The sequence below is a fragment of the Sphingorhabdus sp. genome (genome assembly GCF_023910635.1).
Lineage (GTDB): Bacteria > Pseudomonadota > Alphaproteobacteria > Sphingomonadales > Sphingomonadaceae > Sphingorhabdus_B.
Genome location: NZ_JAAVVZ010000002.1, coordinates 71,915 through 86,441, shown reverse-complemented (window position 1 = coordinate 86,441; position 14,527 = coordinate 71,915). Strand labels below are relative to the sequence as shown.

Sequence of the window (14,527 nt, the reverse complement as noted above, 5' to 3'; positions counted from 1 at the left end):
TTGAACGTCCTGTTTTTTGGGATTCCAGGGAGGAAAGCATTGTCCAACAATCTAATCATTATCATCGGTGCGGTTTTGATCGCTGCTATTTTATTGTGGTGGCTGCTTTCGCTGGGCGGCGTGAAGAAGAAAACGGACAGCGCGCCTAAAGACATATTGCCGTCTCCTGCGGCTGTTCTTGCACCGCCAGTGGCGCCAGTCGCGCCGCTTGTTCAGGCCGCTTTGCCAGCGGCGAAGACTGCCAAAGCTAAGGCTCCGGTGAAGACCGCTGCAACGAGAAAAGCAGCCGCGCCCAAAACCGCTGCGCCAAAAGCTGCGGCCAAGCCTGTTGTTGAAAAGGCAAAAGCGGAGAAAGCACCAAAAGCGAAAGCAGAGAAAGTAGAAAAAGCAAAGGCGGAGAAAGCGCCAAAGGCAAAGGCCGCAAAACTTGCTCCAACATCATCAATCCCTGACAATCTTGAGCTGATCAAGGGCTTGGGCCCCAAGGTCAACAATCTGCTCAAGGGCCTTGGCGTAACCAGCTTTGCGCAGGTCGCCAACTGGACCGCTGCTGACGTGGCGGACATAGATGCCAAGCTTGGCGCCTTTGCTGGCCGGATCACACGGGACAACTGGATCGACCAAGCCCAATTGCTTGCGGCAGGGGACATTGCCGGTTTTGAACAAAAATATGGCGCGCTGGGAAGTGGTGCCAAGGGTTGAATATATAAACCGACGGAACGGGCGCGCTGGGTAACCGGCACCGCTTGCGCGCTATCCCTATCTGCCGACGCGCTGCAACCCGGTCCCATGCATTTTGAGCCATTGGTCCGCGGCCTTGCGGTTGCCTTCGTACAACGTGTCGAGCCACGCATAAAAATCGGCGCTATGGTTCATATGGCGGATGTGCGCGACTTCATGCGCGATGACGGAGCGGCGCACATAGACGGGGGCCATGATCAGTCGCCAGCTAAGCGAAATAGTGCCATGGCTTGAGCAACTGCCCCAACGGCTCCGTGGATCACCAAGCGACAGGCGCGGGACTGGCGCATTTGCCTTGGCGCAATAAAATGCGATTTCCTTAGTAAATATGGCGCGCGCTTCGGCTTTCAACCAACGCAGGATGCGCGCTTCAACCGACGATGCCGGGCCACCAAGACGCAGTCGGCCCTCATCACACTGGACGCTGCGCGGCCATTCCTCGCGCCATTCGATGACATGGCCCTCACCTTCGACCGCAATGTCGCTGCCTGGGGCGATGGGGGCGGCCTGCGCCACGCTGTTCAACCGCGTGGCAATCCACTCCCGCTTCTTATCGACAAAATCGAGCGCGATATTGGTGGGGGTGTAATGCGGCATCGTAATCCGGATTTCGCGTTTGATGGCATCGGCACGCATGGAAATGCGCTTTGCGCGGCTGTTCCGGTGGATGCGCACGGGTAGGCGCTCGCCTTCGATTACCACAGTGGGATCAGAGAGGCTTTTCGACAATATGGTTTTCAAGCGGTCCAGCATGCAGTTCCGATATAGCCCTATTTTTCACCGACATGCCAGCATGATGTATCGTCTGGCGATCTCCGCTGACCAAATAATGCCATTTGGGTAAAGGCTTGTCTGCCGCACGGAGCACATAAGCGCATGTTGACGGCAGCCAGACATAATCATCGATTTTGTTGGGTGTGAGCCGCAGACACTCCGGCACGATGGCCCTGCGCCCGCGATAATCCGAACATTGACAGGTTTGCAGGTCAAGCAATTTGCAGGCGACATTAGTGGGATAGATGCGGCCGGTATCTTCGTCCTCCACCTTGTTGAGGCAACATTTGCCGCACCCGTCGCACAAGGCCTCCCACTGCGCGCGATCCAGGCTATCTAACGGCGCCTCCCAAAAGGGAACTTTGGTCACATCAACGGACCCATTTGGCCAGTTCCGCCTCTACGAGGGCAGGCGCGCCTTCATTGGCGGCGGTGTTCGGGACATCGGCTGGCATGATCGCTAATGGTTCACCCTTTGGCCCCATCAAATAGGGCGTCTGGCTGTGGCTTATCAGGTAATTTTCCGGCGAGCTGCCGTCGACCTTGCTGGAGTAGATGGCGAATTTCTTGGCGGCGTCGGCAATTTCTGAATCTGTGCCGGTCAGACCGATAGCGCGCGGATGAAAGGCACCGACAAACTGTTTCAGCACCGCACTCGTATCGCGCGCGGGATCAATGGTAATGAAAATCGGTTGGATCTTGGCCGCCAAATCAGGGTATTTTTTCTCAAAAGATTTCAGGCCAGCCATGAGGTTCTGCATATCGGGCGTGCAGATGTCGGGGCAATAGGTATAGCCGAAATAGACGATCCGATAGGAACCGTCGAATTCCTTAAAACTGCGCTTTTGGCCATCCTGATCGGTCAGCAGAAAATCGCCTCCGATCGTGGCCCCCGCCAGCGGTGCTTCGCTCAGCGGCAGTTGCGCGGGGCCAGAGTCACATGCGGATAAGAGCAGAAGGGCGGATGCGGCAAAAAGTGATGTTTTGTTCATAGCGAGGCCAGTCATGGTCTGCTAAGGCGGAGTATACAAGGATAATGGACATAAATATGGGACAGATTCTGTTGAAAAAGACATTTTTTCTCGCCGCAGCGGCTGGTCTCATCTTGCCAGTAACCAGCGGCGTAGTTGCGCCAGCTGCCATGGCGCAGTTTTCGGACAGCTATAATTTCCTGAAAGCGGTTAAAGACCGCAAAGGTGAGGATGCCGAAAAGTTTCTGGCAGAACCCGGCTCGGTCATCATCAATACGCGCGATATTACGTCTGGTGAAACCGCTTTGCATATCGTGATCCAGCGCCGCGATTCGACGTGGCTCGGCTATTTGCTGCAAAAGGGTGCCAATCCGAACTTGGCCGACAAAAAAGGTACGACCCCTTTAATGCTCGCCACGCAACTGGGCTATGTGGAGGGTATAGACGTGCTTACCCGCAGAAAAGCGCAGGTCGACCAAAGCAATCGAGCGGGTGAAACGGCGCTCATTCTGGCCGTCCAACTCCGTAATATAGACGCCGTGCGGGCCTTGTTAAAGGCAGGGGCCAACCCGGATAAATCCGACAGCCGTGCCGGATATTCGGCGCGCGATTATGCCAAGCAGGATGGCCGTGCGTCGGAAATTGCGGCCATCATTGAAAGTCATGGCAAAGCAGATGCCGCATCAAAGCCTGCTGAACTGGACTTTTCGGGCATTGAAGGGCCAAAATGAAGCGCTTCGCGATCCCATCCGACTGAATCAGCCGGGCACGAACGTCATGGCGGCACCGTTCATGCAATAGCGTTTGCCGGTGGGCTTAGGCCCGTCATCAAAGACATGCCCAAGATGCCCGCCACATTGCGCGCAGTGCACTTCTGTCCGTGGCAAACCAATTTTATAGTCGGTTTTTGTACCAATTCCGCCTGCCAATGGCGTGTAAAAGCTCGGCCAGCCTGTACCGCTTTCGAACTTTGTGGCCGACGAAAACAGCCGCTTATTGCAGCCAGCACAGACATAAGTGCCCTTGCGCTTTTCGTTGTTCAGCGCGCTGCTATAGGGCCGCTCGGTGTCCTCTTGGCGCAATATGCGATACGCCGCTGGCGACAGCCGTTTCTTCCACTCGGCGTCGCTGTAGCTGACGGCAAAGCGCGCCTTGGCGGTCGCACCGCGGCCACAGCCCAAGACGAACGCAGCCGCGCCTGCACTCAAGAAGGACAAAAGTTGGCGCTTGCTCAGTTGCATGACATTTTCCTTTAAAAGCCCTTGCAGTACATACGCTGCGGTCGCCCAAAAAGTTTCATATCAATAACGCGACAGCTCCACATCCATCTTGCGATAGCCATGGACAAAGCAACCGGCGACGCGTTCTGGCTCTGCAACCACGTTCGGCCGCAGGCGGCGCACGGCCATTTCCTCGAGTAGGATGCGGATTTGCAGTTCGGCAAGCCGCGCACCGACGCAGCGGTGGATGCCATAGCCGAACGCCAATTGCCGCCGGGCATTTTCGCGGTCAACGATCAACTTGTTCGGATTTTCAAACACGCTTTCGTCGCGATTGGCAGACAGATACCACATGCCGATCTTGTCGCCCGCCTTGATTGGCGCTCCGAACAGGTCATGGTCCTGCGTCGCGGTCCGCCGCATATGCGCCAGCGGCGTCTGCCAGCGGATGATTTCGCTGACGGCGTTGGTGATGAAGGCAGGGTTCTTTTCCAGTCTCTCTCGTTCATCTTGGAAGCTATGTAGGCCATAAACATAGCCCGACATGGAATTGCGTGTCGTGTCGTTACCGCCGACGATCAGCAAGATGAGGTTACCCATATATTCCAACGGGGCCATGTCCTTCATCGGCGAATGGATCATCCGGCTGATTAGGTCAGGGGCCTCACCCTTATTTTTGCGCTCGTTCCAGAGATTCTGGAAATAGGCGCCCATTTCGAACATTTTGGCGAGCCGCGCTTTGCGGGTTTCTTCGGTGCGGAACAATTCGACGTCACCAGCCCAATCGGACCATTCGGTCAGTTTGCGGCGGTCTTCCCAAGGGAAATCGAATAGCAAGGCAAGCATTTGCGTCGTCAGTTCGATCGAAACCAGATCAACCCAGTCAAATGTTTGGCCAACGGGTAACGAATCCAGTAACTCCGCCGTGCGGCGGCGGATGTCGCCGGACATGCGGTCCATTTCGCCCGGCGTAAATGCTGGCGCGATGACGCGGCGTTCCTCGGTATGCTTGGGCCGGTCCATCGCGATGAACATTGGCATGACGACTTTTTCGTCTTCCGGAATGGGTTCGGCGAGCGCGTTGTCGTCGATCAGCGTGATGCCGCCATGTTCAAATGAAGACGAGTAAATATCTGGCAATGCCTCAACATGCTGGATCGCTTTCAGCGTGGTGACATTCCAATAGCTACCGAAATCGGAGCCTTCGATTTTGTTAATCGGGGCCTTTTCCCGCATTTCCTTGAATATAGGATGCCAACGATCCTCAAGGTAAATATCGGCTTTGGTTACATCCCAACGGTGCGGTGCCTGATTGATCTCATAGGGTAGCGAATCGCTTTCAAATATCGGGGCAGTGGCCATTTTTTTCGACTCCTCTCACCAAGGAAAGTGCCACTACTTACAAAAATGTCAATCCAGTTTCGAACCGCAACTTAATTGTTATGTAGGGTGTTATCGGGAAATTTTCATCAGCCCCCAAAGCTTGCGCTTGCCGCCATCCTCGGCGCGGCCAGCGTTTCCGGACTTCATGACGTTTTTCTTGAACAGATATACGCCAAGGCGCAGCAGCAGCACCGCGAATAACAGTTGGCCGATAATCGCTACGCCATGATGCCATAATGTTGGCTCAAGCGCAGCGCGCCCGATCATCGCGAAGGGCGAACTGAACGGAAAGACGGCCGCAAATATTTCTATGGGTTCGCCAGTCTTGGTCAGCGCGTAGGCGGCGAAGAAAAAATTCACCATTTGCGCCATGGTGACTGGCGTCGAAATCGTCTGTACCTCGCGCACCGTTGACGCCATTGCGCCAATACCAAGGAATAAGGCACCAAACATCATATAAGCCATGATGAAATAGGTGAAGCATAGCGCCACAAATGTCGGCCATCCGACCGCTGGCGTCGGAATGCTCGGCACATTAGGATCAATGGCCACAAAGCCAATCAAGCCAATAATGGACCACATGGTGATGCCAACCAATGCCATGGCGAGCATGGCAACCAGCTTGCCCAGAAACACCGATTCCATCGGGATCGACGCAGCCAAAATTTCGATAATCTTGTTCGATTTTTCCTCGACCAGATTGGACAGCACCATGCCCGCCAGCAATGTTGTGAGGAAGAATATCAGCGCCTGACCGATTTGCCCGGTGATGGTTCGTAGTTGCTTGTCATTATTGGCGCTTTCGGCAACGATATCAGGCGTGGCTGTGGGCAGTTGTACACTGCCGCCGCTAGACGCGTAACCGGCAAGAAGCTCAATGTCGGCGCGTTGCCGTTCGATGCTGCTTGCGGTTCCTGTTATGATGGGTTTCGCCAGCGTCCCTGTGACCACCACGCTAAAATTATCCGCTTTTTTGCGGAGATATTCTTGGGGCCGTATCTGCTCTGCGGCTCCGTCGCCGACGATTTTCATATCGGCAAAATAACCATCGCCAAATGTTTTGGACAACGCAGCGCGCGCGGCCAAAAGCTTGTCAGCATCAGCTGTAGTAAGCGCGACAGCGACAGAGGGCCGCGACACGTCCCGCGCCATCTGCTCACCCAAATTGCCTGCCGCGAAGCCGACCAGCACCGGTAATAAGGGACCCAGCAGAAAGAAGATGAACGCCTTGGAATAGACAATCGCGATAAAATCGCGGCGGGCAATGACGAAGGCGGCGCGGAAAGTCTCGCTCATTTTGCGTCTCCCATGGCGGCCCCATCCATTTCGGCGGCCACATCTTCGCCTGCAATCGCGACGAAGGCATCGTGCAGGCCAGGCCGTTCAATGGATAGCGACCGGATGCCCGCTTTGCCCTCGACCAAGGCAGTCAGTAGGGGCTCCACGCCTGTTTCAGGCAAGGTGAAGTGCCAATGATGCCCTTCTGCCTTTGTCCGCGCTGGCAGAGCCGAGCGCCACGGGCCATCAAGTGTTTCGGTTTCCAAATGCACTTGCGGACGCAAACGGTCACGGGCCTCCGACACCAGCCCGTCAAAGCTGATCTTGCCCTTTGCAATAATCGCGATGCGTTCGCACAAGCGTTCGGCATGGGCGATGACATGGGTGGAGAAAATAACGGTAACGCCTTTGTCAGCCTGGGCACGGATCATTTTTTCGAGCTTCGCTTGATTTAGGGCATCAAGCCCGGAAAAAGGTTCATCGAGAACAATCAGCTTCGGGTCATGGACGATGGTGCCCATCAACTGCACCGTCTGCGCCATACCTTTAGACAGCTGCCGGATTTGCCGGTCTGCGGCGTAACCAAGGCCAGCTTCTTCGAGCAAGGCGCGGCCTTTTCTCGTGCCTTCCTTGAGCGAAAGGCCGCGTAGCGCCCCCATGAAAGCAATAGTGTCAACGGCGCGCATCGATTGGTAAAGCCCGCGTTCTTCGGGCAAATAGCCCACGTTACGCGACTGTAAGATGGGGCGGTCGGCGCCAAGCAAGGTCCGCGTTCCAGCGTCGGGATCAATGATGCCAAGCAAGGTCCGCAGCATGGTTGTTTTGCCCGCGCCATTTGGTCCCAAAATGCCAAAAATGCTACCTTCGGGAATTTTCAAGTCCACACCATCGACCGCGCGAAAGCCGTCGAATTGCTTTACTAGGCCTTTTGCCTCTATTGCATACATTTTGATGTGCCCTGGAGTGTGGGAGGGTGTTGAATAAGGTCGGCGCGTGGAGAGAGAAAATAGAAATTTAGATAACGCCTTGCAAGATAGAGATTTAGTTTACGCCTTGCAAGATCGTGCCAAAAACGAAGGCTTTGTCGCCTTTGGCATCGCGCCTGGCCGTCTTGCGCCGGCGGCAGGCGTGCGACTTCGACAATGGCTGCGCGAAGGCTTGCATGGCGACATGCTTTGGATGGAAAGCCGCGCCGATGAGCGCGCCAATCCGGACATCTTATGGCCCGAGGTCAAATCCGTCATCATGCTGGGGATGAGCTACGCCCCGCCGCAGGATCCCATGGTCCTTGCCGACCAAGACACGCGCGCACGCATTTCGGTCTACGCACAAGGGCGCGATTATCATGATGTTGTGAAGGGCGCGCTCAAGCGGCTGGCGGGCTGGCTGGCCCATGAAGCAGGTGCAGGCGTTAAGGTTTTTGTGGATACCGCGCCCGTGATGGAGAAAGCCTTGGCGCAATCCGCAGGGCTTGGCTGGCAGGGTAAGCATAGCAATGTCGTGAGCAGGGAACATGGCAGTTGGCTGTTTTTGGGCGCGATTTATTCCACCGCTGAGCTTGCGCCTGCCTTACCTGCCGAAGACAGTTGTGGATCATGCCGTTTGTGCCAAGACATTTGCCCGACCAATGCCTTTCCCGCGCCCTATCGCCTCGATGCCCGCCGCTGCATCTCTTATTTGACGATTGAGCATAAGGGGCCGATTGACTTGGAACTTCGGCCATTAATGGGCAATCATATCTATGGCTGCGATGACTGTCTTGCCGTTTGTCCGTGGAACAAATTTGCCGAAACGGCCGCCGCGCATAAGGCTTTCTTGCCGCGCGCGGAACTGGTTGCGCCGCAGATTGCGGATTTATTGACATTGGATGATGCCGCATTCCGCCAACTTTTTTCCGGATCGCCCATAAAACGGATCGGACGTGACCGGTTTGTTCGCAATGTCCTGATCGCGGCTGGCAATGGCACGGATGCCGGGCTTATTGCGCAGATTGAGGTGTTGCTGGCTGATCCTTCGCCTGTGGTGCGCGGCGCGGCGATTTGGGCGTTGGGGCGGCTGTCGCCTGAGGTGTTTGCGCAAAGGCGGCAGGACTTGTTTGCTACGGAGCAAGATGCGTCGGTTCTTGCCGAATGGGGGGCGTAGGATATGAACGGTCCAGTTAGGGTCAGGACCACTTAGGGTCAGGACCTATTAAATCCACCTTGGCGGCGTCAAAATGGCAAAGATATCGAAGTGAAATGTCCGCCGCAGGCAGTCATTCTGCCTGCAAGGGCATTTTGCTTTGAGATCGAAGCCATTTTGACGTCCTTCGGATTTGACCCATTTTGTCCATTGCTACGTTGGCAAAGCTAGACTTAGAACCACTAAGCCTGCGCCTTGCCGCCTTGCACTGAACAAAATGGCCTCAAACCGCGAAGGTTGATTTAATAGGTCCTGACCCTAAATCCACCTTAGCGGCGTTGCAGGGCCTCAATGCAGGCGGCGCGGTCTTCGGCCGCTCCGTCGCTTCTGCGTGCATCGACATAAGTGACGACTTCGCGCGCGCCTTTGCGTTCGGGATAGAGAAACACATCAAGGATGCAGGGCTTACCGACGAACTGCAGCTTGCGACCATTTACTTCGACAACGTCCAGCCGTGGTTCGCCGAATAAGCGTTTTATAGCATTGGCGTCTTTACCAATCACGCCTTCAAGTCCGCGCGCTACAATAACAGGACGGGGCGGGAAAGACGCCGCCGTGCGTTCGGCCGGTGCGGGCTGACGCGCTGGCGCACGTGCCTCAGGCGCCGAGACACAGCCCGCCAGCAACAGCGCGATTGCGGTGAGGGGGAGTGCATGCTTCATAAATTCGAATTTCCTGAATGGACCCAATGGACCGCCGTGGCTGTTGCCAAAATGGGCACCAGAAGGTTGACAAGCGGCACCAGCATTCCGGCAGTTCCCATTAGTCCCAGCATCAGACGGGGTAGCTTGTTCATCGCGCCCTTTGCGCCATGACGTGCGATGAGCATATCCTCCAAGTCCCGGCCCAAAAGCAACGCGTTGATCAACAGGAACGCGATGGCGGTGCCAAAGCCGGTAAACAGCAGAAGCACATAAAGCGGTAAAGCGAGGAGATTATAGCCCAGCACGCGCATTATCGACCGCATGGCCAACTGCACACCAGCGCCAAGGCTTGGCCGTTTGCCGAATGCGGCTTGCCGTGGATAATGCCGATCCTCGACGGCATCGATGATGTCATCGGCAAAAACCCATGTTATCGCAACGGCGACAACGCGGAACAGCAAGAAGCCGGACAGGACGGTAATGGCACCTGAGAGCAGGCCCGACCAAAGGCTGTCATCATTCACATTGAACCATCCGAACAACCCTTGCAGGGCGAACCAGAGGCCAACGCCCAGAATGAGGATGCTGACGATGGTGAGAAGGATTACCTTGACCAAGACAGCAAAGATACGCCTGTCGGACAGACTTTGGAACGAAAGCATCAACGCCTGGATCATGCGACCGTTCTAAAGCGCTTGCCGGAAATGTCCAATCCAACTAGGGCGCGCTTGGCTTAAATAGGAACCTTTATGACCGATACCCGCTTCGACGTCCTCGCAATTGGCAATGCCATTGTTGATATCATTGCCGATACCGATGATGCTTTCATCGCAAGCGAAGGCCTCAATAAGGGCAGCATGCAGCTTATCGACGAGGAACGCGCACAGGCGCTTTACGGGCATATGGGACCTGCCCGGGAAATTAGCGGGGGTTCGGCGGCGAACACCTTGGCTGGCCTTGCACGGCTTGGACACAAGACGGCGTTTATCGGGCAAGTTGCAACCGATCAGCTTGGTGAAGTTTTCGCGCATGACATTCGCGCGGGCGGCATTCATTTCGACATTCCTGCCCGCGACGGCGCGCCATCGACAGCGCGTTGCTACATATTGGTCACGCCCGATGCGCAGCGCACGATGAACACCTTTTTGGGTGCATCCCAATATCTGCCTGAAACGGTAATCGACAAATCGCTGATCGAAAGCGCGGCGATCTTGTATCTTGAAGGGTATTTGTGGGACCCTGAAGAACCACGTGCTGCCATGCGCACCGCCATTGATGTTGCGCGGGCGGCTGGTCGCAAGGTGGCTTTAACCTTATCAGACGCATTTGTGATTTCGCGTCATGGTCCTGATTTCCTGGCCGAAATGGACGCTGGCCGTATTGACATTTTATTCTCTAACGAAGTTGAAATCTGCGCGCTGAACAACAGCGATGATTTCGAAGCTTCGGTCGCCGCTATCGCCGCCAAGGTTCCATTGCTGGTCTGCACGCGCGGCGCACATGGCGCGATTGCCGTCGAAAATGGTGTACGGACGGAAGTCGGTGCGGAACCAGTGGCGCAGTTGGTCGATACCACAGGCGCAGGCGACCTGTTTGCGTCCGGTGTGTTTGCCGGCCTTGCGCAGGGGCGCCCAATGGCGGAATGCCTGACCATGGGTGCGGTGTGCGCAGCGGAAATCATCTCGCATTATGGCGCGCGGCCGGAAGCAGACATTGCGGATTTGGTTGCCAAGCGTTTACGTTAATCGCGTTTCTTGCGGAATAGGACCCGGTCTTCGGGGCCAAAGCCCCAGCGCCAGACGATCCAGCCATAAAGACCAAGAATTGCGGGAATACCGATTGTGAGTTCGACCCATTCAAATCGGGCGGGCACGCTGACGATAATGAATCCAAGCAGCGCAGCAGCGGCGACGGCAATAAGCAGCGGCCAGCGCCAGACACGGATATTCTGCCCAAGCAAATGCGACAGAAGCCGGGATTTGATAAGCGACCCGATCCCAAGCGAGATCGTCAGGCCGCACGCCACCGCTGCCGCCTGATATAGGCCGACATGTTCAGGCTTAATGGGTAAATCGTCGACGAGTATGATCAGGCCAACACTCACCAATGCCTGTACCATGAGCATGCCGAGCGAGATCAAAAGATTTCGGTGGCGTGCCATATACACCAAGGCGGATTCGCTCACGACGGCGGTGGCGGCGGTAACCTCTGCGGCGAGCAAAAAGGCAAGCGCCATAGCGCCGCCAACAAATTGAGGGCCCACCAGCCCCATCACGGCCTCGCCCGGGATACCAAGCGCCAATGCAATCCCCGCCTGCGCCGCTATGATCCAAAAGCCGACTTGGCCCACTTGCTTGGCGATTTCCGCATAGTTTTGCGTCTGCAAATTGCGGGTAATGACTGGCCCCAAAATTGGGTCGAAACTGGTTTTCAACTTCTGCGGCAGGCTCGCGACTTGTTGCGCGACATAATAAATTCCGACGACGGCTGGCGCGGCGAACAAGCCCAATATGGCAAGGTCAAGCCGCCGGCTGCCCCATTCGGCTGCATCAGCAGCAGCGAGCGGCAGGTTGCGCCGCGCAATGCCAAACGAGCGCGTCGGGCTTGGGCGCCAGCCGCGCGGAAGGCCATAGCTGCGCCATAAGGGCCACAGCGCAAAGACCAATGCCGCCGCTAAAGAGGCGATATAAGCCAGGATCAGGCCGTCACGGGCGGAATAGAAATAAAATACACCCGCAGCGATGCTGATCGTCCAAGGCTCGACAACTGCACGTGCGCGTACGGTGGATAGGATGTCAAATTTATAGGCAAGCGCAGACAGCGATATATCCGTCACCACAATCGCAAAAATCGCCAGCGGCAAGAACCGATCAAACCCGTTGATGCCGCTATTGGGAAACATGAATTGCGGCAACGCGATCAAAAATGCAGCGCCCAGCGCCGAAGCGACCATCGCGGCGAGTAAGCAATCCGCGATGATATGGGCATGCGGCCGATCATCCTTGGACAGCAGCTCCGCAAGACCCCGGCGCAGGCCAAGCGACCCAAGCTGGGCTGCAAATTCAACGATCAAAATCGCATAAGCAAAGCGGCCAAGTGCCTCGGGACCATACAGCCGTCCTGCGATGAACAAGAATGGGATACGCGCCGCCAGCCGCAGCACGAATCCAAAGACATTTGTACGACCGCCCTTGGCGAGCGCTTGAATGTCTTCTTCATCGGTTCTGGCTGTGGTCAAATGCGGTCCTTTGTGCGTGAACTAGCGGATTCAGGCCGAAGTTACCAGCTTTCGGACTTGAGTGGACGGGCCAATAACTCCTTCACTACAGCCTCCACGGTGGCTGTGCCAGCGAGTAACGCGCAAACGGCTGAAACGATTGGCATTTCGACAGACAGAGATGTGGCCGACTTCAAAAGCACTGGTGCGGTAAACGCGCCCTCGGCCACGGTCTTAAGGTCGGCGAGCAGGTTTTGCGCGGTTCGTCCTTGTCCAAGACCCCGGCCCAACGAGAAGTTTCGCGAGTTTTCCGAACTGCACGTCAGCACCAGATCGCCCAGCCCTGACAGCCCCGCAAGCGTTTCGGCTTTTGCACCGCGCGCGAGGCCGTAACGCTGCATTTCGGCAAAGCCGCGCGCGATTAACGCAGCGCGCGCATTCAGGCCAAGGCCAGCGCCGTCGACTACGCCACAGGCAATGGCGAGCACATTTTTAACGGCACCTCCAATTTCCGCGCCAACGACGTCATCGGACCAATAGGGACGGAAAGAGGGGGTGGCGATACTGCGCATCAGCGCCGAACCAAGCGCTGGGCTTGCGGTCGCAAGCGTCACGGCGGTTGGCTTTCCAGCCGCGACCTCATGCGCAAATGTAGGGCCGGAAAGCACAGCCAAAGCATTTTGCGGCCGCATATGCGCTGCGACGTCGGACACCAGCATTTGTGTGTCGGCCTCAATACCCTTGGCACACAGGATCATCGGCGCTTGCGTATCGGGAAGTGCGGATAAAGTCGCGCGCACATGCTGCGCCGGCGTGACGATCAGCAACGCATCGCAATTGGCCATATGGGTAAGGTCGGCTGTAGCTTCAATCTTTGGCGACAGCGGCATTCCGGGCAGGAACAGGGTGTTTTCATGTTGGACGTTCACGCTGCGTACGACATCTTCTTCGCGGGCCCACAGCAAGACACCATCATGGATTTGTGCCATGACTGCCGCAAGCGCAGTGCCCCATGCGCCGCCACCGATGATGCCGACGGGATATCTGCCCACGCTCATGCTTTGACGCCTGCGCCGCGAGCGGGTGCGGCATGGGGGTCAAGCGGCCAACGCGGCCGCGCGACAAAGTCCAGCCCGTCCGTGAGGCCCATGCCAAACCGCTCTGCACCGGCCCAAGCGATCATAACGCCATTGTCGGTACACAACCACAAGGGCGGGGCGACAAAGCGCATCCCACGTTGCACAGCGAGCTTTTCCAGCATCTCACGGATTGGCACATTGGCCGCAACACCGCCAGCCACCACCAAGGCAGCAGGCGCATCAATGCGATCCAGCGTATAGGTTATGCGGTCATAGAGGCAGTCGATGACCGCCAATTGGAACGACGCGGCAATATCCTGTATCCTATACCGGCCCGATGCATGCGCGCGAAGGACAGCGCTTTTCAAACCGGCAAAGGAGAAATGCGGTTCATCCGCGCCTTTTAGCGGCCTTGGCAGGGGCACGTTGTTGGCGTTGCCGATGGCGGCGGCGCGTTCGACCGCGGGCCCGCCAGGAAAGCCGAGACCCAAGATTTTCGCGGTCTTGTCAAACGCCTCGCCCACTGCATCATCGATGGTGGTCGCAAGACGGTTATAATCGCCAACGCCGTTGACGCGCAGCAACTGGCAATGGCCGCCCGACACAAGCAACAGCACATAGGGAAATTCCAGATCCGCATCGATAAGGCGGGGCGACAAGGCGTGGCCTTCAAGATGGTTGACGGCAATCAGCGGCTTGCCCGATGCCATCGCGAGCGCCTTTGCCGTGACTAAACCTACCATCACGCCGCCAATAAGGCCCGGGCCAGCGGTCGCGGCAATGGCATCAACGTCGTTTAGGGTAAGTCCGGCATCGGCTAATGCCGTTTCGACCAGGGGCGTCATCAACTCGGCATGCGCGCGCGCCGCGATTTCGGGAACAACGCCACCAAATGCGCGGTGATGGTCCTCTTGCCCGGCCAAGGCATGGCTTAGGATTGTGCGATCGGACCGCACGATTGCCGCTGCGGTTTCGTCACAGCTTGATTCAAGACCCAGAATGATTGCCATTGTGCTTTCCCATAGTTGGACGCGCCGCT

16 protein-coding genes are annotated in these 14,527 nt (G+C 56.6%); 4 read left to right on the top strand and 12 right to left on the bottom strand.

The genetic code is table 11. The features are described 5' to 3' along the window. The first annotated feature begins 39 nt into the window (after positions 1–39). Positions 40–702 (top strand): hypothetical protein, encoded by a 663-nt coding sequence (locus tag HEQ34_RS00840; protein WP_296196140.1) that lies wholly within the window; start codon positions 40–42, stop codon positions 700–702. Positions 703–759: 57 nt separating this feature from the next. Here HEQ34_RS00840 and HEQ34_RS00835 read toward each other — a convergent pair whose 3' ends face one another. The 3 genes from HEQ34_RS00835 to HEQ34_RS00825 are packed head-to-tail and all read right to left on the bottom strand — an operon-like array spanning position 760 to position 2,507. Further along, a complete protein-coding gene (locus tag HEQ34_RS00835) occupies positions 760–1,494 on the bottom strand; it encodes a SprT family zinc-dependent metalloprotease (RefSeq protein ID WP_296196138.1) in 735 nt (244 codons plus the stop codon). Continuing rightward, positions 1,451–1,885: a YcgN family cysteine cluster protein gene (locus HEQ34_RS00830; RefSeq protein WP_296196137.1), complete on the bottom strand. Its 435-nt coding sequence runs from the start codon at positions 1,883–1,885 to the stop codon at positions 1,451–1,453. The genes HEQ34_RS00835 and HEQ34_RS00830 overlap by 44 nt, the downstream gene beginning before the upstream one ends. A gap of 1 nt (position 1,886) precedes the next feature. After that, positions 1,887–2,507, bottom strand: a complete 621-nt coding sequence (locus HEQ34_RS00825) for an SCO family protein (protein WP_296196136.1) — start codon at positions 2,505–2,507, stop codon at positions 1,887–1,889. A 56-nt stretch (positions 2,508–2,563) separates the two neighbouring features. On the opposite strand from HEQ34_RS00825, the gene HEQ34_RS00820 reads away from it, so the two are divergent. Further along, positions 2,564–3,217: an ankyrin repeat domain-containing protein gene (locus HEQ34_RS00820; protein ID WP_296196134.1), complete on the top strand. Its 654-nt coding sequence runs from the start codon at positions 2,564–2,566 to the stop codon at positions 3,215–3,217. Positions 3,218–3,244: 27 nt separating this feature from the next. On the opposite strand, the gene msrB is transcribed toward HEQ34_RS00820, so the two are convergent. The 4 genes from msrB to HEQ34_RS00800 all read right to left on the bottom strand — a co-directional run bounded on the left by msrB (position 3,245) and on the right by HEQ34_RS00800 (position 7,314). After that, positions 3,245–3,727, bottom strand: coding sequence for a peptide-methionine (R)-S-oxide reductase MsrB (gene msrB / locus HEQ34_RS00815; protein WP_296196130.1), 483 nt, complete (start codon positions 3,725–3,727; stop codon positions 3,245–3,247). Positions 3,728–3,787: 60 nt separating this feature from the next. Further along, positions 3,788–5,068 (bottom strand): cytochrome P450, encoded by a 1,281-nt coding sequence (locus HEQ34_RS00810; RefSeq protein ID WP_296196126.1) that lies wholly within the window; start codon positions 5,066–5,068, stop codon positions 3,788–3,790. Positions 5,069–5,158: 90 nt separating this feature from the next. Continuing rightward, entirely contained in the window at positions 5,159–6,385 is a 1,227-nt protein-coding gene (locus HEQ34_RS00805) for an ABC transporter permease (protein WP_296196123.1), read from the bottom strand. Further along, positions 6,382–7,314, bottom strand: coding sequence for an ATP-binding cassette domain-containing protein (locus tag HEQ34_RS00800; protein ID WP_296196120.1), 933 nt, complete (start codon positions 7,312–7,314; stop codon positions 6,382–6,384). The genes HEQ34_RS00805 and HEQ34_RS00800 overlap by 4 nt, the downstream gene beginning before the upstream one ends. A gap of 79 nt (positions 7,315–7,393) precedes the next feature. On the opposite strand from HEQ34_RS00800, the gene queG reads away from it, so the two are divergent. Beyond that, the gene (queG, locus tag HEQ34_RS00795) at positions 7,394–8,509 is read left to right on the top strand and encodes a tRNA epoxyqueuosine(34) reductase QueG (RefSeq protein ID WP_296196116.1); all 1,116 of its coding nucleotides are present in this window, start codon (positions 7,394–7,396) and stop codon (positions 8,507–8,509) included. 308 nt (positions 8,510–8,817) lie between these two features. Here the strand turns inward: queG and HEQ34_RS00790 are convergent, their stop codons facing one another. Then, a complete protein-coding gene (locus HEQ34_RS00790) occupies positions 8,818–9,210 on the bottom strand; it encodes a hypothetical protein (RefSeq protein WP_296196113.1) in 393 nt (130 codons plus the stop codon). Next, positions 9,207–9,869 carry an EI24 domain-containing protein gene (locus HEQ34_RS00785; protein WP_296196109.1) on the bottom strand — a complete coding sequence of 221 codons (663 nt, stop codon included), beginning with the start codon at positions 9,867–9,869 and terminating at the stop codon, positions 9,207–9,209. The genes HEQ34_RS00790 and HEQ34_RS00785 overlap by 4 nt, the downstream gene beginning before the upstream one ends. A 72-nt stretch (positions 9,870–9,941) precedes the next feature. Between HEQ34_RS00785 and HEQ34_RS00780 the strand changes: the two genes are divergently transcribed. Then, the gene (locus HEQ34_RS00780) at positions 9,942–10,937 is read left to right on the top strand and encodes an adenosine kinase (RefSeq protein ID WP_296196107.1); all 996 of its coding nucleotides are present in this window, start codon (positions 9,942–9,944) and stop codon (positions 10,935–10,937) included. Here the strand turns inward: HEQ34_RS00780 and HEQ34_RS00775 are convergent. Genes HEQ34_RS00775 through tsaD form a run of 3 tightly spaced genes read right to left on the bottom strand, consistent with a single transcriptional unit; the run spans position 10,934 to position 14,498 of the window. Next, the gene (locus HEQ34_RS00775; protein WP_296196104.1) at positions 10,934–12,430 is read right to left on the bottom strand and encodes an oligosaccharide flippase family protein; all 1,497 of its coding nucleotides are present in this window, start codon (positions 12,428–12,430) and stop codon (positions 10,934–10,936) included. The two genes, HEQ34_RS00780 and HEQ34_RS00775, sit on opposite strands and share 4 nt — an antisense overlap. 41 nt (positions 12,431–12,471) lie before the next feature. Further along, positions 12,472–13,467, bottom strand: a complete 996-nt coding sequence (locus HEQ34_RS00770; protein WP_296196102.1) for an NAD(P)H-dependent glycerol-3-phosphate dehydrogenase — start codon at positions 13,465–13,467, stop codon at positions 12,472–12,474. Beyond that, entirely contained in the window at positions 13,464–14,498 is a 1,035-nt protein-coding gene (gene tsaD / locus HEQ34_RS00765; RefSeq protein WP_296196099.1) for a tRNA (adenosine(37)-N6)-threonylcarbamoyltransferase complex transferase subunit TsaD, read from the bottom strand. The genes HEQ34_RS00770 and tsaD overlap by 4 nt, the downstream gene beginning before the upstream one ends. Positions 14,499–14,527 lie beyond the last annotated feature (29 nt).